Genomic DNA, 21,183 nt, shown 5'->3' with positions numbered 1-21,183 from the left:
GACTGGAACCTCATCATCTCTAAAGGCGGAAACACTTGATCTCTCTTCAGCAGGACACCGACGGCTTCGTTCGCATGGACCGCCATTTTCCCCAGTCGGCGTCCGTCAGCATCAGCTTCACCGACGGAACCGCCGAAGTCATCACCGGCGAGCAGATGAATAAGGCATACGACGCCGCCCTGGCGGATTTCCGCGCCAAGAACCATTTGGACGCCAAGGGCTTCACCCGCATTGCAAAGAAGCGGGTCCTGGACAACAACAAGATCAACTTTGTTCCGGTTTCCCCGGGAATGGCTCAGTAGCCGGAGCCTTTCCACCCTGGCCTCCGGCAGGGCCCGGCGCCCGGCCGGAGGCCAGGTGCCCGGCCGGAGGCCAGGTGCCCGGCAAAGAGCCGCAGCAGTTCGGGTACCACGGCCGAGTGGAAGTAATGGCCCATGCCGGGAACGGTTGCCTGGCGTGAACCGGGAATGGCCGCCGCCGTGGCCGCGCCGCCGCTGGGATCCACCACCGGATCCCGGTCTCCGTGGATGATCAGCGTCGGAACCTTGATGTCAGCCAGGTCACGGGTGCGGTCGGCGGACGCGTTGATGGCGCCCAGCTGGCGGGACCGGGCAGTTCCCCGGTCCGGGTAGTCACCGCGGTCCCAGGCCAGCCCGGCCTGTTCGGTCTCGAAACCGGCATCAGCTGGGTACGTCCGGCCGGAAAGATGGCCCATCAGGGCAACCCTCGACCGGATGAACTGCTCCCGGGTGCGCGGAGGCCGTGCGGCAAACCTCAGCTTGGTGGACAGGGATGCCCCTCCGGTCCCCCGGGCACCGGTGGTTGAGATTATAGATGTCAGGGTGAGTACCCGGTCCGGGTGATGAGCGGCCACGGACTGCGCAATCATGCCGCCCAGGGACATTCCCGCCACGTGGGCGCGTTCAATCTCCAGGTGATCCAAAAGCCCGACGACGTCGTCCGCCATGTCCTCAACCCGGTAGGCGCCGGGCACTGGACGTCCCAATGCCTGATGCAGCAGGGACGGGGCGGGTGTCCGCATCCGGCTGGAACGTCCGGCATCCCGGTTGTCGAAGCGGATCACCCGGTAACCGGCTGCAGCCAGGCCGTTCACGAAACCGTCCGGCCAGCAGGTCAGGTCCAGGCCGAGCCCGGCCACCAGGGCCACCGGCTCCCCGTCGTCCGGGCCGCTCACCCGGTAACAAAGCCGCACTCCGGATTCCAGGGCAGCAAACCGGTCTCCTTCCGGGTTGTTTGTGTCTTCGGCGGGCGTGAACCGCAAATAATCGTCCACCAGGTCCCCTTTCTGCAGATCCCTGCGGTCGGCCAGGAAGTTCATGGTCATCAGCCACGGCTCCTGGGTGCCCTGCCGCGGCAGGTCCGCGAGGCTGCGCTGGACGTATCCGGCACCGAAATCCAGCAGCGGCCGCGTTTGAAGGCCCTCCGGCGGAACGGGAACGGCCGCACTCAGCCCGTGCCGGTCCATATGGGTGAGCAGCCGGGAGAACCACCGGGTCAGCAGTCCAACCTTCAGCGTCCAGGAGGCGTTGGTGTACCCGATGGCAAAGGCCATGTTGGGGATGCCGCTGAGCATGACGCCGCGGTAAGCCACGTGCTCGGGCAACCGCACCGGAACGCCGTCGAGCCTCATCTCAATGCCGCCCAGCACCTGGACGATAAACCCGGTGGCGGTTACGACGACGTCGGCCTTCACCTCCTCGCCCGAGGCAAGCCGGAGTCCGTCCGCACTGAAGCCGGCCGTCTGCCCGGTGATTATGGTTGCCCGGCCGCTGCGCAGGGCAGTGAAAAAATCACCGTCGGGCACGGCGCACAGCCGCTGGTCCCAGGGCTGGTACGGCGGGTTGAGGTGCGTGTCCAGGTCGAAATCCGGGGGAACAACGCCGGACTGGATGCGCCGGATGACCTTGCGCGCGGCACGCGGCCAGCGCTGGCAGACGACCCAGATGGCGCGTTGCCGGCGGGCGCTGATTTCGGCCATGATGCGTCCGGTACGTTCGGGTCCGACGACGCCGCGCAGCCGCCGCGCGATCGGATCCTTCGCCGGGATCGGCAGGATATATGTTGGGGTGCGCTGGATCATGGTCACCTCGGCCCCGAGGTCGGCGAGCGCGGGAACCAGGGTTACGGCGGTGGCACCGCTGCCGATCACCGCTATCCGTTTGCCAGCCACGTCCAGGTCCCGGGGCCAGTGCTGCGGATGCACCACCGGACCCGCAAAAAGCTCCCGCCCCGGAATCTCCGGAACATACCCCTGGCCATAGTGGTAATACCCCGCGGCATTAAAGATCCAGCCGGCCGTAAGATGCACGGTTTCTCCGGATCCGGCGGGTTCCTCGGCGGCGCCGTTTTCCTCGGCATCCTCCTGCGGCGGCCCGGTACGTTCCACCGTGACGTGCCAGCGCGAGTCCCGGCTGGACCAGTCCGCGGCAAGGACCCGGTGGTGGTAGCGGATGAGGGCATCAACGCCGTACTCCGCAGCGGTGTCTTTCAGGTACTGCAGGATGCTCGGACCGTCCGCGATTGCTTTCTCTTCGCGCCAGGGCCGGAAGTCATAGCCGAAGGTGTAGAGGTCCGAATCGGAGCGGACTCCGGGATAGCGGAAGAGGTCCCAGGTTCCTCCCGGACGGCTGCGGGATTCCAGCAGCGCGATGGTTCGGCCGGGGTGCTCCTGCCGCAGCCGGCAGGCCGCGCCGATGCCGCTGAGTCCGGCGCCAATGATCAGTACGTCCAGGTGTTCCACGGTCTCTTCCATTGTCATCGCGCCCCGTTCCTTCCCCTGCCATCGGCCCGGGGAACACATCCCTGTGCCCGGTTACCGCCGACCCTAGCTGACCCCTCCGACGTTGGCGGGCCCAGCGAATAATTGACCCGGTTCCTACACCGGAGGCTGCGGGTCGTATTGGATACCCCGGCGCACCTGGCGGGCACGGCCTTCCCCCGCCAGCCGGCGGACCAGGTGCAGGGCCATGTCGATGCCGGCGCTCACGCCCGCACTGGTGACCACATCGCCGTCGTCCACCCAGCGCTCTTGGGAGCGGACCTCAATAGTGGGGTCCAATTCGGCCAGCAGAGCCAGGGAATCCCAGTAGCTGGTGGCCGGGCGGTCTGCCAGCAGCCCGGCGGCGGCATAGACAAGGCTTCCCGTGCACACGCTGGTCATCAGTGGAACCTGTGCCCGGAGGGACCGCATCCACTCCAGATGCTGCTCATCCACCATCAGCGCCCGCGCACCCCGTCCGCCGGGGTGAAGGAAGACGTCAAAGTCCGGTGCTTCCGACCGGGAGGTGTGCGGCGTCAGGAGCATTCCCTTGGCCGCCGTGACGGGTTTCCCGTCTGCGGATAGCAGGCACACGTCATAGTTGTCCTCCGGAAATGTCTGCGTCCAGAACGCCAGAACCTCCCACGGCCCTACGGCATCCAGTTCTTCAACCCCGTCAAACAGCAGAATCCCAATATGTCGCATGTGCCCGATCCTGCCAGTGCCTGCGGCATCAGCGGGGACCGACATGCCGTCTTTACACGCCGGTATCAGCCGGCGGCCCGCCGTCGCCGCATGCGAACCGACACCCCGGCACAGGCGATAACCGCGGCACCGCCCAGGAGCGTCGCCCACCCCAGCCGCTCGTTCAGGAGCAGGGCCGCCCAGCAGAGGGACAGAACCGGCTGGACCAGCTGCACCTGGCTTACCTGTGCCATGGGGCCGATGGCGAGGCCGCGGTACCAGGCGAAGAAACCCAGGAACATGCTGACCATGCCGAGGTAGGCCAGCGCCGCCCACTCGCCGGTGGTGCCCGACGGCGGCTGCCGGAGTGCCGCGGCGGTGGTCAACCCGATCATCAGCGGCGAAACAAGCACCAGCGCCCAGGACACCGTCTGCCAAGCACCCAGTTCGCGGGCGAGCAGCCCGCCCTCGGCATATCCGGCCGCTCCGGCCAGTACGGCTCCGAAGAGCAGCAGGTCAGCGAGGTGCAGTCCGCCGAGTCCTCCGCCGCTCACGGCCGCAAACGTGACAACAGCTCCGGCTCCTGCCGCTGCCGTCAGCCAGAACGAGACGGGCGGCCGCTCCCGTCCGCGCAGCACGGCTGCCACTGCTGTGGCAGCCGGCAGCAGGCCGACGACGACGGCGCCGTGGCTGGCCGGAGAGGAGGTGAGCGCAAAGGAGGTCAGCAGGGGAAAGCCGAGCACCACTCCCCCGGCCACCACGCCAAGGCGCAGCCATTGCCGGCCGTGCGGCAGCTTCTGGCGGGTCAGGGACAGCGCGAGCGCCGCGAGGACTGCGGCGATGACTGCCCGCGCGGCACCGATAAACAGCGGAGACATTCCGCCGTCCCCGCCGTCCCCCACCGCGATGCGGGTCAGCGGCAGGGTAAAGGAGAAGGCAAGCACCCCCAGCAGGCCCCAGCCGAGGCCGGCCCTGGTGGATAGCAGTGGTGATTTCTGAAGAGTAGCGCTACTATGCTGTGACATGTCTCACGATAGCAGTAGTGCACGGATTGTTGCAGGTCTGCGGGCCTGGATCTCCACGGCAGCACCGGGAGCCATGCTTCCTTCCACCAGGTCGCTGGTATCCCAGTACGGTGCCAGCCCGGTCACTGTACAGCAGGCACTGCGGACACTGGCCGCCCAGGGAACAGTGGAAAGCCGCCCCGGAGTGGGAACGTTTGTCCGCGCCGTCCGGCTAGCACGCCCCAACGATTACGGCTGGCAGACGGCCGCCCTCGGCGCACCCCAGGCCCGCGTTCCGCAGCTTTCCGCAGCCCTGCGCACCGCCTCCAATGACGTCATTTCCCTGCACTCCGGCTATCCGGACCGCGAGCTGCTGCCCGAACGCCTGGTCCGCACCGCGTTCACGCGCGCCGCCCGCAGCAGTGCTGCGGTGAGCCGTTCACCGGCAGCCGGCCTGCCGGAACTGCAGGCCTGGTTCGCCGGTGAGCTGGAATCGGGTACTCCGGCCGGCGTCGCGCCGCCGGCGCCGAACGACGTCGTCGTGCTCCCCGGCAGCCAGAGCGGGCTCAGTTCCGTGTTCCGCGCGCTGGTGGGCGCCGGCCGTCCGCTGTTGATGGAATCGCCGACGTACTGGGGCGCAATCCTCGCGGCGGCGCAGGCCGGCGTGGAAGTTGTTCCCATTCCCAGCGGCATCAACGGGCCCAACCCGGAAGATCTGGTCCGGGCTTTTGAGCAGACCGGGGCGCGCGCCTTCTATGCCCAGCCCACGTTCGCCAACCCAACGGGGATCCAGTGGTCCGCGGGCACTGCGGGTGACGTGCTCGACGTCGTCCGAAGGTACGGAGCGTTCCTGATCGAAGATGACTGGGCCCATGATTTTGGCATCACGGCCGAAGCCCATCCGCTGGCAGCCCGCGATGACAGCGGTCATGTGGTGTACCTGCGCTCACTGACCAAAAGCGTCTCGCCCGCTGTCCGGGTGGCCGGCATCGTGGCCCGCGGACCGGCCCGTGACCGCATTCTGGCGGACACGCAGGCACAGTCGATGTACGTCAGCGGCATGCTGCAGGCGGTGGCGCTCGACGTCGTCACCCAGCCGGCGTGGGCTGCGCACCGGCGCGGGCTGAGCCGGCAGCTGGCCGGGCGCCGCGACCTGCTGTACACAGCCCTTCGCGATCATGTGCCCGGAGCCCATGTGGCAGTGCTGCCCGGGGGCGGACTGAATCTGTGGGTGCGGCTGCCGGACGCGACTGATCTGTCCCGTCTGGTGCTGGACTGCGAGCGCGGCGGCGTGGTGGTGGCGGCGGGAGATGAATGGTTTCCGGCCGAACCCACAGGGCCATATCTTCGCCTGAACTACTCCGGGCCGAATCCCGGGGCTTTTCCGGAAGCTGCGCGCATTATCGGTGCGGCCCTCGCGCGGCAGCTCGAGCTGCCACCCTCTCCCCAGCCCGCCCCTCTGTCCTAGCCCTCGCCGCGGTCCTAGCCCTCGCCGCGGGAGGCGTTGGGATCGGCCGGGGCTTCCGCCCGGCGCTGCTTGAGCAGTTCCTTGGTCCGCACCAGACGCAGGGCCGTGACCAGCACCAGTCCGCCCACCATGTTGAAAAGCAGCGTGTAGCCGAACCAGGCGAGCCAGTCGGGGTAGGTGATGTTGGCACCGGATTGGATGGCTCCGAAGATGAGCAGCGAGTCCAGGATGGAGTGGAACATCTGGAGCCCGGCCAGAAGGAATCCGCCGATCACTGTGGCGACGATCTTTGCCGGGTCAGAGGACGTGCCTTGCTGCATGCGGCTCATCAGGGTAATGGTGCTGCCGCCCAAAACGGCGAGCGCAACGGTCTGCAGGGAAAACGGCGCATCCGTGAAATGCGCGGCGGATTCGGCAACGGTGGCCTCCCACTGTGGAAAGGCCTGCATGACAATCCACATGATGATCCAGCCGCCGGCAAGGTTGGCCAGCAGGGTTCCGCCCCAGAGCTTGAGCAGCTGGCCCACACTGGCTTCCTTGGCCACCACTGCCGCAACCGGCATCAGGAAGTTCTCGGTAAAGAGCTCGCTGTGCGCCAGGAACAGAGCAATCAGGCCAACACTGAAGGCTATGCCTGCCAGCAGATGATCCCCGGTCTGATGTATCACGGCCAGATACGCCATGACGCCCAGCCCCACCTCAAGTCCTCCGAATACTCCCGTCACAAGAACGGTGCGGAACGTTCGGTGCAGCCGCTCCGCGCCTTCGGTAATGGTGTTTTCAAAGGACTCCTGCAGCTCGTCCTCGACGGGAGCTTCCGATTCCCCAATTTCCCTGCGGCGTTCCTCGCTCATGCTGTTCCCTTCCCCGCATAAGCGGAATTCTTTGCTGCCCTGGGGGCTTGCCGGCCTGCCTGCTTCACGGCTGCCTGAGAGCCTGAACGGATGCAGGCGAGCACGCCGGATACAACAGTAAGCCTGCTGAGGAATATTAAGGGGTGACAGACGGGGTGCGGCGGCCTACGCTGATGGATCACTCAGTGATCCGAAAATACAGATCAGTCAGGAGCTCCCGTGCCCAGACCCGGTTTCACCCCTCCGGCTGCCGTTGCAGAACGCCTGCCCGCGTCCTACTCCTGGTGGCTCTTCGGCACCGTCTGGACCCTGCTGGGAACCCAGGTCCTTTCCTTTGGACTGAGCTGGTCGGCGTCAGACCTTGGCGGAACCGCCGCCGGGCTGGTCCTGACGGCAATCACCCTGCCGCGTGTCCTGCTGGCTCTGCACGGCGGGGTTGCCGCAGACCGGGCGGGACCGTGGAAGCTCATGGTTGTTACGGACGGCATCATGTTCCTGGTGTCCGCACTGGCAGCGGTGCTCGCTTTCATTCTGGGCACGCCGCTGTGGCTTTTGCTGTCCGCCGCGGCCATTGTGGGCACGGCGGATGCTTTCTACCGTCCGGCCTCGGGAACCTTTCCCCGGCTGCTGACCCCCGGCCCCGCGTTGCTGCGGGCGACGGCGGCACGCCAGGCGCTGATCCAGCTGACCGCGGCTGCGGGACCGGCGGCCGGGGGCTTCGTCGTAGCATGGCTGACGCTGGGCGGAAGCGCTGCCGCGGCCGCAGCCGGCTACCTGCTGATGTTCACGGTTCTTCTGTGCCTGCGGCGCGCGGTCCCCGCCGCCCGGAGGCCGGCCCTGTCGCCGTCGCCGGCTCCTGACGCCCCGTCTGAAACCCGGCCCGCAGCACGCAGCTCCATGCTGCGCGAGGCGGCGGACGGGCTCCGCGTCGCCTGGCGACTGACGCAAATCCGTGCGGTCCTGGGCCTGCTGGCTGCTGTGTCCGGCTTGGTGCTGCCGCTGACAACGCTGCTCGTGCCGCTTCTGGGACGCAGCAGAGGCTGGGACGCTGCTGCAGCAGGAACAGTCGCTGGATGTTATGCCGCGGGCATGGCGGTGGTGGTGCTGCTCATCGTCGCCAGGGGACACCGGGCACTCGCCCGGGTGACGCCGGTGGCGGGGCTGGCACTCTGCGGTGCGGCAATGACGGGCCTCGCATGGGTGCCAAACCCGTTGCTGTGCGGTGCGCTGGCCGCCGTCGCCGGTTTGGGAACCGGTGTGTTCAGCGGCAAGGTCGCTCCGCTGATGCTCACCCTCGTTCCGGAGACCCACGTGGGACGGATCCAGTCGGCAGCTGTGCTGGCTCAGATGATCCCTCTGCTTCTGGCCAACAATCTGCTCGGCTGGATCAGCGACGCCATGGGGCCGGCTCCAACGATCGCCTGCTGCGGCCTGGCGACGGCGGCCATCGCTGCCTTCTTCCTGAGCCGCCCCTCCCTGCGAAACCTGGGACAGCAGCAGGACGGGACCGCGGCGGGCAGGGCCGCAGCCCGGGCCGGGTCGGTGGCCTCGCAGAGGCCCAACTAGACTGGCAGGCATGGCATTATCGACGTCGGCTGACGGCACGCGGACCCGCAGCACGCTTTCCTGGTTTCTTCTCGGCATTCCCGCGGCGCTGGTGCTGGTGGTTCTCGGAGCGCAGATCCACGGCCTGGATTTCACCGTGTACCGCGAGGGCGCGCTGGCGTTCCTGGGAAAAAGTGAGCATCAGCTGTATGACCCGAGCCTGGTGGAGACGGACACCCGCGGCCTGCCGTTCACGTATCCGCCGTTCGCCGCGCTTCTCCTGACGCCGTTTGCCTTCCTCCCCGAAGCCGCCGGACTGGTACTGCTGACTGCAACCTCCTGCGCCTGCCTGGTGGCCACGGCGTTCCTGGTGTCCCGCTACCTCCGGCACCAGGCGGCCCTTCCCGCGCGCCTGAAGACCGCACTCGGCGGTCCCGCCGGAGTGGTTGTCCTAGCCACCCTGCTCATTGGCCTGCTGGGCCCGTGGCGCGAAGGGCTGGGTTTCGGCCAGATCAATCCGATGCTCATGCTGCTGATCGTGGCAGATCTGCTCCGCCCCGCCGGACGCGTGCCCCGCGGCATGCTGATCGGCCTGGCAGCCGGCATCAAACTCACTCCGCTGGCCTTCGGCCTGATCTTCCTGGCCCGCCGAGACTGGCGCGCCATCCTCGCCATGGGAGCAACGTTCGCGGCCACAGTGGCCCTGGGCTGGCTCGCCTCCCCCGCCCAGTCCCGCACATTCTGGTTCGATGCGCTCTCCGATTCCAGCCGGGTGGGCGACACCACGGACATGTACAACGTGTCACTGAACTCGCTGATCGCGCATCTGGGCACTCCCGAGTCCCTGCAGCGTCCACTGTGGCTCCTGGCCTCGGCCGCCGTCGTCGTCCTGGGGTACCTGGCCATCCGCCGGGCGGACCGGCGCGGGGACATCGTCGCGGCCGTCAGCGCCAACGCGGTGGTCATGCTGGCCATCTCGCCCATTTCCTGGTTCCACCACTGGGTGTGGATTGCCCTGATCCTGCCGGCACTGTGGGTTTCGGTACGACGGCGGCGGACCGGCCTGCGGGCAGCGGGCACCGCCCTGGCGGCAGTGCTGGTGCTGGTGTTCATGCTCTCTTCCATCACCGTCACCATGATGTTTACGGGCGAGGTCAGCGGACACGGTCCGGCCGCGCTGGAGCTGTTCACCAGCCTGGGTGTCATCCTTCCCGTGGCGGCCCTGGGCTACTGGGCAACGGATCCGTTGCCGGCACCCGCTGTGTGAAGCAGCACCCTGTTTGAGTAGGCTGGAGATAGTAAGCATCCTGACTACCCATCCTCCGGAGTGACTTCCATGTTTTCTCAACTGCCCGCGCTGGACAGCTCCCTGGCCTTCCTGCGCGAGGGATACACGTTCATCTCCTCACGCTGCGACCGCCTGGGAACGGATCTGTTCCGCACCCGCATCGCCGGACGCCCGGTCTACTGTATGCGCGGCGAGGAGGCGGCCCGGATCTTTTACGACGGCGACCGGTTCAGCCGCAAGGGCGCCCTGCCGCCCACCGTGGTGCACCTGCTCCAGGACAAGGGCAGCGTGCAGACCCTCAACGGCGCCGAGCACCACCACCGCAAGGGAATGTTCATGGACATGATGGCGCCCGAGTCCGTGGCCCGGCTGGGGTCGATCTTCGAAGCCGTCTGGCGCCGGCGCAGCGCCGGCTGGACGTCCTCCGCCGTGGTCCTGCACGAGGAAGCACGCTGGATGCTCACCGCCGCGGCGTGTGAATGGGCCGGCATTCCGGTCTCCGATGCCCAGGTGGACCAGCGTGCAGCCGAATTCGGCCTGATGGTGGACCAGGCCGGTTCCTTCGGGCCGCAGAACTGGTGGGCCCAGCTGCGCCGCCGCCGCACCGAAAAGTGGGCCCAGGAGATGATCGGAGCGATTCGGTCCGGCAGCATGCAGGTGAGCCCGACGTCGGCCGTTGGGCTGGTTGCGGGCCACCGGGACCGGGAAGGGAACCTGCTGCCGGCGGACATTGCGGCGGTTGAACTGCTCAACGTGCTGCGTCCAATCGTGGCGGTGGCACGCTTCATCACCTTCGCCGGCACGGCCCTGGTGGAACATCCCCAGTGGCAGCAGCAGTTCGCGGCCGGCACCCCGGAGGATCTGGAGGACCTGGAGCCCTTCGCTCAGGAAGTGCGGCGCTACTATCCCTTCTTCCCGGCCATCGCCGGCACTGCACTGAAGGAGTTCAGCTGGAACGGCCATGACTTCCGGCCGGGTGCCTGGGTGATGCTGGACATCTACGGCACCAACCATGATGCCCGGCTCTGGCCGGATCCCGAGGCTTTCCGTCCCGAACGGTTCCGTTCCTGGGATGACAATCCCTACCGGCTGGTGCCGCAGGGAGCCGGCCAGGTCACCACCGCACACCGGTGCCCCGGCGAGGCCCTCACACTGGAACTGGTGAAGACAGCGGTGCGGATGCTGGCCTCGGGCGGTTACCGTGTTCCGGCGCAGGACCTGAGCATTTCGTTGTCCCAGCTGCCCTCGATTCCGCGCTCCGGCCTGCTCCTGACGGCCAAGTAAGGGCTCTCACTGCACGCCGGCACGCTGAAGGCGGGCCCGCAGGGTTGGGGCTCCGGGCCCGTCGAGGTCCTCCAGATACGCGGCACGGCCGGCAATGCTCATGACCAGGGCCAGCAGCGGTCCGGTGACCAGCAGCCCGTAGCCGGCGGTGAAGAAACCGTCAGTGGCCCTCAGCTGGAGCCCCGTGGAGTAGGTGCGGCTGGGAACGGTGAAGTCCCGGGTGACAAAGAATCCGGCCACCGCCGCCAGGGCTTCAAAGCTCGGGGGGCGGGGCAGGCCCAGTGGCCGGCGGATGTCCTGGGCATGGACCACCACTTCTCCCAGATAGGCCGCCGTGTGTGCCGACGGCGCGGTGGTGCTGTTGATGACCACCCGGAACCGTTCGAGGGTTTCTTCGGGGACGGCTCCCAGATGCTGCGCGAGCCGGCGCTGGTTGTGCACCTCCGGGCGGAACCGTGCCGCCGCCATGCTCCGCAGCCACTGCCGCTGGTTGAGGCTGGCGGCAGCCGTCAGGTGGGCAAGGACCTGCTCAACCGTCCAGTCTCCGCACAAACTGCGGTGCTGCCATTGGGCCTCCGTGAGGCCGGCCAGGTCCTCCGCCAGTGCTGCCCGTTCGCTGTGGGCCAGGGCCCACAACGCTTCTACATCAAGGTTTTTTGCAGTGACCATGGCTCTGCCTTCATCTCTGTCCCGCCGCCTGCGGTGCCGAATCCCTGCGGCAAGACGCTAGCAAATCGCCGGGACCGGCAACAGGTTCAACGCCCAATCACGACGGCGGACCCTACCTCTCAGCCGAGGGCCGGCAGCAGATGATGCGGCACCCGGAGATTACGGCCGGGCGCCATCCCGGACTGCGCCGAAGGGTTCCCAGAAGAAATCAAAGTTGTCCCGCGGTCCGCTGAGGAAGCGCTGAGTGAACACCACCCCCATGTCACCGTTCGGATACACCGCCGCACAGACCCCGGAGCCTCCGGACCAGCCCCACATGCCGGGTTCGGACCACGGCTCGCCGACGCCCACCTGCACCGCCGTCATGAAGCCCCAGGATTCGTCGGGGCCGGCCATCTCCATCATCCCGGCGCGCTGCGGTCCGGTGAGCTGGTCGCTGGTCATCATCTCGCGGAGCGCGGCCGGAAGCAGTTCGTCGTCGGCCAGTGCCGACAGGAAGGTGAGGTAGTCCGGGACGGTGGACACCAGTCCGCCGGCCAGGGATTCGAAGACCGGAGGCTCGGACAGGGCATCCCGGTAGGACACGGCCTCGCGCAGTCCTGCAGCGGTGGCTTCATACTGGACCGGAAATTCCTCGCGGCCGGTGGGGAAACCGGTGCCGGCCAGCCCCAGCGGCCCGCTGATCCGTTCCTCGAACAGCTGGCCGAGCGGGGCCAGCGCGACGGCCGGGAGCAGGACGGAGAGGACGTCGGCGCACGCGTGGTACATCCACCGCTCCCCGGGCTGGTGCGCCAGGGGCAGCCCGGAGAGCCGTGAGAGATACTCCTCCGGCGGCACCTCCGGCGGATTCGGGCCCCATAAAAGCTCCCGCGTCGCCGCCGCATACGGAGTTGTCCCGAAGTCGATGCCAAGTCCCGCGGTAAAAGTGAGCAGGTGGCGGACGGTGATCGGGCCGCGTGCCGGAACGGTCAGCGACAGCGGTGCGTCCGGGGTGGCCAGTACGCGCGGCGCTGCCAGCGCCGGAAGCCAGCGGGCGACGTCGTCGTCCAGTCCCAGCTTCCCGTCCGCCACCAGGCTCAGGGCCAGCGCGCCGCCCATCGGCTTGCTCAGGGACGCGATGCGGAACGGAGTATCCTCAGCCATGGGAGCCGTGGACCCGATGGTCAGGGAACCGGCGGCGAAGACTTCGGTCTCGCCGTTGATCCGCACGCCCGCGACCAGGCCCGGATACCTGCCCGAGCTGACAGTCCCGGCCAGCGCGTCCCACAGTGGTGCGGCGTTGGAAGGCATGGGTCAACTGTCCGGCAGCACAGGGCTGCGGTCAACGGCCCGCTCTGCCGCTGCCGGTAGCCGAATCCGATCCCAGGCCCAGGTGCAACGCGAAAGGCCCGGCAGGACGAGGGTTTTGAACCCCCGCCTGCCGGGCCTTCAGGGCCAGCCGCGTCTAACGGCGCGTGCGGGCGTCCGTCTTGGCGTCGGCGCCGGAACCGGCAACAACCGCTGCGCCATTCCGGGCGGCGTCAACCGTGGCAGCGTCATCCGTGGAAATTCCGCGGCGCTTGTCGAAGATGGTGGCCCCGACTTCCTGCTCCGCCTGGTTCCGAATGGACAGGTCGATGCCGGGACGGTCGCGCAGCATCATGGTGGCTGCCGCTGCCAGCACAATCATGACCAGCAGGTAGGCGGAGACCGACGTCGTCGTGCCGGTGGCCTTGACCAGCGCGGACGCGATGGTGGGGGCGAAAGCTCCGCCGATGATCGCACCCAGCGCGTAGGAGACCGAAACGCCGGAGAAGCGGATGGAGGCCGGGAAAATCTCGCTGTACCAGGCGGCCTGCGGGCCGTAGGTCAGGCCCAGGCCCACCGTGAACAGTGCCATGCCCAGGAACAGGATCCCTATGTCGCCGGTGTTGATCAGCCAGAACAGCGGGAAGACCGTCAGTGCCAGGCAGGCAAAGCCAATCAGGTAGGTCTTCTTCCGGCCGATCCGGTCCGCCATGAAACCGCTGATCAGGGTGAACGTGAACCAGAGGGCGGCGGAGCCGGAGACGGCCAGCAGCACGTCGGTGCGGTCCAGGGCCACCGGTCCGTCCGGGTTGGTGGAGTAGTTCAGGATGAACCCGCCGGTGGTCATGTACCCCGCGGCGCTGTTGCCTGCGAAGACCAGGGCGGCCAGGACCACCAGCTTCCAGTGGTTCTTCATCAGTTCCACGATCGGCATCTGGGTCTGCTTTTTCTTCTCGGCGATTTCCTCGAAGACCGGGCTTTCGCTGACGGACCTCCGGACCAGGAAACCGACCACAATCAGCACGATGCTCAGCAGGAACGGCAGGCGCCAGCCCCACTCGACAAATTCGTCGCCCGGGGAGATCACGCCGGTCATCAGCGCCGTGACCCCGGAGGCCAGCAGCATGCCCAGCGGCACGCCCAGCTGCGGGAAGGAGCCGAACAGTCCGCGGCGGTTGCGCGGGGCGTGTTCCACGGACATGAGCACCGCGCCGCCCCATTCGCCGCCGGCGGAGATGCCCTGGATGATGCGCAGCAGCACCAGCAGGATGGGCGCCCAGATGCCGGCGGTGGCGTGGGTGGGCAGCACGCCGATCAGCGTGGTGGCCCCGCCCATCAGCAGCAGGGTCAGCACCAGCAGGGCCTTGCGGCCGATCTTGTCGCCGTAGTGCCCGGCCAGGAACGCACCGAGCGGGCGGAACAGGAAGCTCAGGCCCACCGAGGCGAACGTCACCAGGGTGGCGAACTCCGCCCCCGCGGGCTTGAAGAACAGTTCGGAGAACACCAGGCCGGCGGCGGTGGCGTAGATAAAGAAGTCGTACCACTCAACGGTGGTGCCGATCAGGGTGGCCACGGCCACCTTACGGGTGTCCTTGGCCGTGGAGCGTGGGGTGGAACGGGGACCGGCGGCGGTGCCGGAATGTGCAGCCATGGGAATCCTTGTCAGTAACTCGCGCGGGCGTCGTCGTCCGCGGCGGAAATATAGGTGGCGGCCAGGGCCTCGCTCCCCCGGGCCAGGAGCGCGACGTCGGCACCCACCAGGAGAAAGTCGACACCTGCTGCGATGTACCGCCGGGCGGTGGCTTCGGCGAACGCGTTCACGCCCACCGGTTTGCCGGCGGCCTTGATCTCGCGGATGCAGTGCTCGACGGCGGCCACCACGTCGGGGTGGTCCTGCTGGCCCAACAGGCCCATGGAAGCGGCGAGGTCGGACGGTCCGATGAACAGTCCGTCCACGCCGTCGACGGCGGCAATGGCGGCCACGTTGTCCACGGCCGTAACGGTTTCGATCTGCACCAGCAGCGTGAGGGTGTCAGCGGCATTCTGCAGGTAGCCGTCAATCCGGTTCCAGCGCGACGCGCGGGCCAGGGCACTGCCTACCCCGCGGATGCCCTGCGGCGGATACCGGACGGCGCGGACCAGATCCGCGGCCTGCTCCGGGGTGTCCACCATGGGAATCAGCAGGTTTTGCGCACCCAGGTCCAGGTACTGCTTAAGCAGCACCGGATCGCCCGACGGCGGACGCACCACCGGGGCCACCGGGTAACCGTGCACCGCTTGCAGCTGGGCGAGCAGGGATTCCAGCCCGTTGGGACTGTGTTCGGCATCGATCAGCAGCCAGTCCAGTCCGGAGCCGGCGCAGATCTCGGCGACCAGCGGGCTGCCGGAGCAGACCCACATGCCGGTCTGCCGGCCGCGGGCGGCGATCCGCGCGGCGAAGGTTTCGTCGGGGGTTACTCGAAGCGGCATGTGATGGTTCCCAACGGTCCGTAGTCTGCGTACACGGTGTCGCCTTTGTAGACCCACATGGGCCGGGTGAACGATCCGGCGAGGATGATTTCCCCGGCCTGCAGGGACGTGTGGTGCGCGGCCAGCTTGTTGGCCAGCCAGTACACACCGGCGGCGGGATGGTTCAGCACCCCGGCGGCAACGCCGGTTTCCTCGATGCCCTGGTTGCGGTAGAGCAGGGCCGAGACCCAGCGGAGGTCGACGTCGGCCGCCTTCACCGGGTTGCCGCCCACCACCATAGCGCCCATCGCCGCGTTGTCGGCGATGGTGTCCACGATGCTCCGGCCCTCCATCTCGATCCGGGAGTCCAGGATCTCCAGCGCCGGGACCACGTAGTCCGTGGCGTCCAGGACGTCAAAGATGGTGCAGTGCGGGCCGGCCAGCGGCTTGCCCAGCACAAAGGCCAGCTCCACCTCGATCCGGGGATGCGTGTAGGAATCCCAGTCCAGGGTGACACCGTTTTCCAGCACCATGTCATCGAGGATGATGCCGTAGTCCGGTTCCGTAATGCCGGTGGCGGCCTGCATGGCCTTGGAGGTCAGGCCGATCTTGTGCCCGGCCAGCCGGCGGCCGGAGGCAAGCAGCCGGTCCGCCCAGAGGTTCTGCACCGCGTAGGAATCCTCAATGGTCATATCGGGATAGCGGGCGGTCAGCAGCGGCACCGGGGTTCGGGTCCGCTTGGCCTCGAGCAGCTCGTCGGCCACCGCCTGGAGAGTTGATTTATCTAGCACCGCACTGCTTTCTGTTCGGATCGAACCTGCTTAGAGCTGGGAGCCAACCTTGTAATCGGTCTCGTCGCCGCGGGTGTAGGAGAAGCCGTCCGCGCCGACGGTCACTTCCATTTCGGAGGAATCGGTGCGGGCCACCAGCGGCTGCGGGTTGCCGTCCAGGTCCAGGACCAGGGAGGCCTCGGTGTACCAGGACGGGACCACGGGGTTGCCCCACCAGTCGCGGCGCTGGTTGTCGTGGACGTCCCAGGTGATGGTGGGGTTGTCCGGGTCTCCGGTGTAGTAATCCTGCGTGTAGATCTCGATGCGGTGGTCGTCCGGATCCAGGATGTAGAGGTAGAACGCGTTGGAGACGCCGTGCCGACCGGGGCCGCGCTCAATCCGGTCGGAGATGCGCAGGGCGCCCATCTTGTCGCAGATCTGGATGATGTTGTGCTTCTCGTGCGTGGCGAAGGCAACGTGGTGCATGCGAGGGCCGTCGCCGCCGGTCAGCGCCGTGTCATGGACGGTGTCCTTACGGTGCATCCAGGCGGCGTAGGTGACGCCGTCGGAATCCTTGATGTCCTCGGAGACGCGGAAGCCCAGGTCCTCCAGGTAGGCGCGGCCGCGGGGAACGTCGGGGGTGACCTGGTTGAAGTGGTCCAGGCGCACCAGCTCGCCGGCGGAGTAGAGGTCGTAGCGCTGGGTGAGGCGCTCCACATGGTCCACGGTGTAGAAGAACTCGTACGGGAAGCCCAGCGGGTCCTCCACGCGGACCGAGTCGCCCACGCCCTTGGTGAAGCCCTCGGCCCGGCGTTCGGTGCGGCAGCCCATTTCCTTGTAGTAAGCCTCGGCCACGTCCACGTCTTCGGGAGTGCGCACGCGGTAGGCGAAGGACGCGACGGCGGCGACCGGTCCCTTGCGCAGCACCAGGTTGTGGTGGATGAACTCCTCCAGGGAGCGCAGGTAGATGGCCTCGTCATCTTCTTCGGTGACGTGCAGGCCGAGGACATCCACGTAGAACTGGCGGGACTTCGCCAGGTCGGTGACGATGAGCTCCATGTAGGCGCAGCGGATGATGTCCGGCGGCTGGATGCTCGGCGTCGGAATGGGATTCGGGTTGTGGAGGGAAATGCTCATGGTGTTGCTCCTTTGCAAACGAAGTGGAAGTGTCTGGGGCGCTTAGCCGTCAACCTTGTTTAGCCGGCGACCGTGGCGGCGTCGTCGGTCCCGAACTTGGGGGTGTGGACCTTGCCCAGGGTGATGTGCACGGCCTGCTGGTCGGTGTAGAAGTCGATGGAGCGGTAGCCGCCCTCATGGCCCAGGCCGGAGGACTTCACGCCGCCGAACGGGGTGCGCAGGTCGCGGACGTTGTGGCTGTTCAGCCAGACCATGCCGGCCTCGGTGTTCTGCGCGAAGTTGTGCGCGCGGGTGAGGTCCTGCGTCCAGATGTAGGCGGCCAGGCCGTACTTGGTGTTGTTGGCCAGCTCCAGGGCTTCGGCTTCGGTATCGAAGGGGGTGATGGCGACGACGGGGCCGAAGATTTCCTCCTGGAAGATCCGCGCGTCGGGGGCGACATCGGCGAAGACGGTGGGGGCAATGTAGTTGCCCTCCTCCAGGCCTTCAGGGCGTCCGCCGCCGGCGAGCAGCCGGCCTTCGGTCTTGCCGATCTCCACGTAGGAGGCAACCTTCTTGTAATGCTCGGGGTGCACCAGTGCGCCCACCTGGGTCTTCGGGTCATGCGGGTCGCCGACGACGATGGTCTTGGCGCGGGCGGCGAAGCGCTCGCAGAACTGGTCGTACACCGGGCGTTCCACCAGGATGCGGGAGCCGGCGGTGCAACGTTCGCCGTTGAGCGAGAAGACACCGAACAGGGCGGAATCGAGGGCGGCGTCCAGGTCTGCGTCGGCGAAGATCACGCAGGGGCTCTTGCCGCCGAGCTCCATGGACATGCCCTTGAGGTTCTCTGCGGCGTTGCGGAAAATCGTCTTGCCGGTGGTGGTCTCACCGGTGAAGGAGATCAGCGGCACGTCCGGGTGCTTCACCAGCGCATCGCCGGCTTCCTCGCCCAGGCCGTTGACCAGGTTGAAGACACCGGCCGGAACGCCGGCTTCGGTGAAGATGTCGGCCCAGAGGGAGGCGGAGAGCGGGGTGAATTCGGCCGGCTTGAGCACCACGGTGTTGCCGGTGGCCAAGGCCGGGGCGAGCTTCCAGGACTCGAGCATGAACGGGGTGTTCCACGGGGTGATGAGCCCGGCGACGCCGATGGGCTTGCGGTTCACGTAGTTGATCTGGGCGCCGGGGACCTTCATGGCGTCATCGAACTGGGCGACGATCAGGTCCGCGAAGAAACGGAAGTTCTCTGCGGCGCGCAGGGCCTGGCCCTTGGCCTGGGTGATGGGCAGACCGGTGTCGAAGGTTTCCATTTCGGCCAGGCGGGCTTCCTGGGCCTCGACGGCGTCGGCGATCTTGTTGAGGATGCGGGCGCGCTCACGCGGCTTCATCTTGGGCCACGGGCCGTTGACGAAGGCTTCGCGGGCGGCAGCGACGGCGGCGTCGATGTCTTCCTTCTGGCCTGCGGCGGCGGTGGCGTAGTTCTGGTTCGTTACCGGGTCCAGCACGTCGAAGGTGGCGCCGTTGACGGAGTCCACAAACTTGCCGTTGATGAAGTGCTGGATGTGGGTGGGAAGGTTCTCGGGAACAAAGTGTTCGGCCATGGGGTGGTCCTCTTTCTGCGTTCTGTGTTCTCAGTCGTTACAAGTCAGACGGGGCTGTCAGATGGGGCAAGTCAGATGGGCGACGGCGGCTGGTGGGCCTGCGCCAGGAAGGCGTTGAGCGTATTGGTGCGGTGCGCGCGGGCGGCGTGCTCGACGTCGGACGCCGGGGCTCCGGCCTCGATCAGGTCCAGGAGGTGATCGTGTTCTTCCACCGAGGCGTGCGACCGGTCCGGCACGTACCGGAAGGTGGAGGTTCGCATCCGGTTCAGCCGGTTCCAGCCGCGGTGGACCAGGTCCAGGATGTGCGGGTTGGGGCAGGGACCGTACAACAGGGCGTGGAACTCGGTGTTCAGCTGGGTGAAGCGGACCGGGTCGAAGGCGTCGAGGACGGCACGCATCTTTCGGTTCAGGTCCCGGGCCTTCGCCAGGTCCCCGGCGCTGATGCTCGGGGCGGCCAGCGCGGTGGCGGCACCCTCGATGATGCTGAGGGTCTGCATGGTGTGCAGATACAGGTCCGGATCGATACCGGCCACGGTGGCTCCGACGTTCCGCTCAAAGTGCACGAGCCCTTCAGCTTCCAGGCGCCGGATGGCCTCGCGGACCGGGACCACACTGAAGCCCATGTCAGTCGCGATGCTGCTGAGGACCAGCCGGTAGCCCGGAGTCATTTCTCCGGACAGGATTCGGTCCTTCAGCTGAGCATAGGCCTGCTCCGACTTGGAGCCGGTGGCGGTGCTGCTGGCGGCGGTGCTCACGGGTTCTCTAGTCATACTTGTTCCGCCGCCCAGGCCTCGTACTTTTCCTTCCAGGCCGCGTTCATCGGGTAGAGCCCGTCCACGCCGTGGCCGGCCTTGACCATTTCGGCGATGAACTCTTCCTGGTGTTCCTGGACGATGCAAGCCTCCACCAGTTCCTCGGCGATGGCCGGCGGGATGACCAGGATGCCGTCGTCGTCGGCCACAATAATGTCGCCGGGCTGCACGGTGGCGCCGCCGCAGGCGATGGTGAGGTCGGTGTCCCAGGGGACGTGCTTGCGGCCGAGGACCGCGGGGTGCGGGTTGGCGCAGTAGACGGGCAGGTCGATGCCGGCCACGGTGGAGTAGTCGCGGACGCCGCCGTCGGTGATGATGGCTGCGGCACCGTTGTGCTTGGCGCGCAGGGCGAGGATGTCGCCCAGGGTTCCGGTGCCCTTTTCGCCGCGCGCTTCCATGACGAGGATTTCGCCCTCACCCACGGAGTCGATGGCGCGTTTCTGCGCGTTGTAGCCGCCGCCGTGGGACTTGAAGAGGTCCTCGCGGTTGGGGACAAAGCGCAGGGTGCGGGCGGTGCCGACCACCTTGCGGCCGGTGCGGGTGCCCGTGAGGCCGTCGATGGAGACGTTGTTCAGGCCGCGGGCGCGCATCTGGGAGGAAAGGGTGGCGGTGGCGACGGATTCCAGCTTGGCCTTGAGCTCGGGGGTGAGGGTTTTCTTTTCTTCTTTGGGCTTGAGGCCTGCCTTTTCGGCGGAGCCCCAGGCTTCTTCGCGCTGCTTGTCGTCGATCCGAGGCTGCGCGCCGAAGGGAGCCAGCGCCGTCGTGCCCTCGGTGACGGTGGTGGTGAGGCGTCCGGTGGTTGCTCCGGTGGCGGGGACGTCCACTTCAATTTCCAGGACGTCGCCGGGGACAGCTACGGAGGCGCCGGCGGGGGTTCCGGTGAGGATCATGTCGCCCGGTTCCAGCGTGAGCAGCTGAGAGAGGTCCGCCACCAGCTGGGCGAAGGGGAAGAGCAGGTCTGCTGTGGTGTCATCCTGCGTGAGTTCGCCGTTGACCCAGGTGCGGATGCGCAGTGCTGCGGGGTCGACGTCGGCGGCGTCCAGAATGGCGGGGCCGACGGGGGTGAAACCGTCGCCGCCCTTGGAACGGAGGTTGGAGCCTTTGTCTGCCCAGCGCAGGTCGTACACGCCCAGGTCGTTGCTGGCGGTCACTCCCCCGACGTAGCTCCAGGCGTCCTCGATGCTCACGCGGCGGGCGGTCTTGCCGATGATCAGGGCGATTTCGCCTTCGAAGCCGAGCAGTTCACAGCCGGCCGGGCGTTCCACCGTGCCGCCGGTGAGGGCCAACGAGGAGCCAGGCTTCAGGAAGTAGGAGGGCTGTTCCGGGGTGCGTCCGCGTTCTGCTGCCCGGCTGGGGTAGTTGATGTGGACGGCAATGACCTTGCCGGCCTGCTTCAGCGTGTCCGTGGTGGCGTCGTTGCCCATGTCTCTCCTGAATGAAGTACGAAATCGTATATTATCCAGAGTGCCATGTGGTGCCAGTCACGTCAAGCGCTGTGGGGTTGCTCCTGGAGCTCGGCTGCATGTTGTACACATTTCCGGAAGGCCGGAAACCGCTGAAGCACAGTGCAGAATACA

18 protein-coding genes are annotated in these 21,183 nt (G+C 67.2%); 5 read left to right on the top strand and 13 right to left on the bottom strand.

The features are described from left to right. Positions 1 to 35 precede the first annotated feature (35 nt). Positions 36 to 302, top strand: a complete 267-nt coding sequence (locus ACIQXM_RS13595; protein WP_400932359.1) for a hypothetical protein — start codon at positions 36 to 38, stop codon at positions 300 to 302. Here ACIQXM_RS13595 and ACIQXM_RS13590 read toward each other — a convergent pair. From ACIQXM_RS13590 to ACIQXM_RS13580, 3 genes are all read right to left on the bottom strand, one after another. After that, entirely contained in the window at positions 296 to 2,779 is a 2,484-nt protein-coding gene (locus ACIQXM_RS13590; protein ID WP_400932357.1) for an alpha/beta fold hydrolase, read from the bottom strand. The genes ACIQXM_RS13595 and ACIQXM_RS13590 overlap by 7 nt on opposite strands. A gap of 117 nt (positions 2,780 to 2,896) precedes the next feature. Continuing rightward, positions 2,897 to 3,484, bottom strand: a complete 588-nt coding sequence (locus ACIQXM_RS13585; RefSeq protein ID WP_400932355.1) for a DJ-1/PfpI family protein — start codon at positions 3,482 to 3,484, stop codon at positions 2,897 to 2,899. 65 nt (positions 3,485 to 3,549) lie between these two features. Further along, complete coding sequence (locus ACIQXM_RS13580) at positions 3,550 to 4,488, bottom strand: DMT family transporter (RefSeq protein WP_400932353.1); 939 nt, start codon at positions 4,486 to 4,488, stop codon at positions 3,550 to 3,552. Between ACIQXM_RS13580 and ACIQXM_RS13575 the strand changes: the two genes are divergently transcribed. After that, positions 4,487 to 5,935 carry a PLP-dependent aminotransferase family protein gene (locus tag ACIQXM_RS13575; protein WP_400932351.1) on the top strand — a complete coding sequence of 483 codons (1,449 nt, stop codon included), beginning with the start codon at positions 4,487 to 4,489 and terminating at the stop codon, positions 5,933 to 5,935. The genes ACIQXM_RS13580 and ACIQXM_RS13575 overlap by 2 nt on opposite strands. A 14-nt stretch (positions 5,936 to 5,949) precedes the next feature. Here the strand turns inward: ACIQXM_RS13575 and ACIQXM_RS13570 are convergent, their stop codons facing one another. After that, entirely contained in the window at positions 5,950 to 6,789 is an 840-nt protein-coding gene (locus ACIQXM_RS13570; RefSeq protein ID WP_400932349.1) for a formate/nitrite transporter family protein, read from the bottom strand. Positions 6,790 to 7,008: 219 nt separating this feature from the next. Between ACIQXM_RS13570 and ACIQXM_RS13565 the strand changes: the two genes are divergently transcribed. The 3 genes from ACIQXM_RS13565 to ACIQXM_RS13555 all read left to right on the top strand — a co-directional run bounded on the left by ACIQXM_RS13565 (position 7,009) and on the right by ACIQXM_RS13555 (position 10,906). Further along, entirely contained in the window at positions 7,009 to 8,355 is a 1,347-nt protein-coding gene (locus tag ACIQXM_RS13565; protein ID WP_400932347.1) for an MFS transporter, read from the top strand. A gap of 10 nt (positions 8,356 to 8,365) precedes the next feature. After that, positions 8,366 to 9,601 carry a glycosyltransferase 87 family protein gene (locus ACIQXM_RS13560; protein WP_400932345.1) on the top strand — a complete coding sequence of 412 codons (1,236 nt, stop codon included), beginning with the start codon at positions 8,366 to 8,368 and terminating at the stop codon, positions 9,599 to 9,601. A gap of 69 nt (positions 9,602 to 9,670) precedes the next feature. After that, positions 9,671 to 10,906, top strand: a complete 1,236-nt coding sequence (locus ACIQXM_RS13555; protein WP_400932343.1) for a cytochrome P450 — start codon at positions 9,671 to 9,673, stop codon at positions 10,904 to 10,906. 6 nt (positions 10,907 to 10,912) lie between these two features. Here the strand turns inward: ACIQXM_RS13555 and ACIQXM_RS13550 are convergent, their stop codons facing one another. From ACIQXM_RS13550 to ACIQXM_RS13510, 9 genes are all read right to left on the bottom strand, one after another. Further along, complete coding sequence (locus ACIQXM_RS13550) at positions 10,913 to 11,575, bottom strand: maleylpyruvate isomerase family mycothiol-dependent enzyme (protein WP_400932341.1); 663 nt, start codon at positions 11,573 to 11,575, stop codon at positions 10,913 to 10,915. Between the two features lie 159 nt (positions 11,576 to 11,734). Next, positions 11,735 to 12,865, bottom strand: coding sequence for a serine hydrolase domain-containing protein (locus tag ACIQXM_RS13545; protein ID WP_400932339.1), 1,131 nt, complete (start codon positions 12,863 to 12,865; stop codon positions 11,735 to 11,737). Positions 12,866 to 13,019: 154 nt separating this feature from the next. Then, on the bottom strand, positions 13,020 to 14,513 hold the full coding sequence (locus tag ACIQXM_RS13540; RefSeq protein WP_400932337.1) for an MFS transporter: 1,494 nt from the start codon (positions 14,511 to 14,513) through the stop codon (positions 13,020 to 13,022). 11 nt (positions 14,514 to 14,524) lie between these two features. Beyond that, positions 14,525 to 15,331: an HpcH/HpaI aldolase/citrate lyase family protein gene (locus ACIQXM_RS13535; protein ID WP_400932335.1), complete on the bottom strand. Its 807-nt coding sequence runs from the start codon at positions 15,329 to 15,331 to the stop codon at positions 14,525 to 14,527. Further along, positions 15,316 to 16,101 carry a 2-oxo-hept-4-ene-1,7-dioate hydratase gene (hpaH, locus tag ACIQXM_RS13530; protein WP_400932333.1) on the bottom strand — a complete coding sequence of 262 codons (786 nt, stop codon included), beginning with the start codon at positions 16,099 to 16,101 and terminating at the stop codon, positions 15,316 to 15,318. The genes ACIQXM_RS13535 and hpaH overlap by 16 nt, the downstream gene beginning before the upstream one ends. 30 nt (positions 16,102 to 16,131) lie before the next feature. Then, positions 16,132 to 17,217: a 3,4-dihydroxyphenylacetate 2,3-dioxygenase gene (hpaD, locus tag ACIQXM_RS13525; RefSeq protein WP_400932331.1), complete on the bottom strand. Its 1,086-nt coding sequence runs from the start codon at positions 17,215 to 17,217 to the stop codon at positions 16,132 to 16,134. A gap of 59 nt (positions 17,218 to 17,276) precedes the next feature. Next, positions 17,277 to 18,794 carry a 5-carboxymethyl-2-hydroxymuconate semialdehyde dehydrogenase gene (gene hpaE, locus ACIQXM_RS13520; protein ID WP_400932329.1) on the bottom strand — a complete coding sequence of 506 codons (1,518 nt, stop codon included), beginning with the start codon at positions 18,792 to 18,794 and terminating at the stop codon, positions 17,277 to 17,279. A 71-nt stretch (positions 18,795 to 18,865) separates the two neighbouring features. Further along, positions 18,866 to 19,564, bottom strand: coding sequence for a GntR family transcriptional regulator (locus tag ACIQXM_RS13515; RefSeq protein ID WP_400932327.1), 699 nt, complete (start codon positions 19,562 to 19,564; stop codon positions 18,866 to 18,868). Next, positions 19,561 to 21,030, bottom strand: a complete 1,470-nt coding sequence (locus tag ACIQXM_RS13510; RefSeq protein ID WP_400932325.1) for a fumarylacetoacetate hydrolase family protein — start codon at positions 21,028 to 21,030, stop codon at positions 19,561 to 19,563. The genes ACIQXM_RS13515 and ACIQXM_RS13510 overlap by 4 nt, the downstream gene beginning before the upstream one ends. Positions 21,031 to 21,183: the final 153 nt, after the last annotated feature.

The sequence above is a fragment of the Arthrobacter sp. NPDC097144 genome, assembly GCF_044762205.1.
Classification (GTDB): domain Bacteria; phylum Actinomycetota; class Actinomycetes; order Actinomycetales; family Micrococcaceae; genus Arthrobacter_B.
The sequence above is the reverse complement of the archived record's forward strand: the minus strand, read 5'-3'. Positions and strand labels throughout refer to the sequence as shown.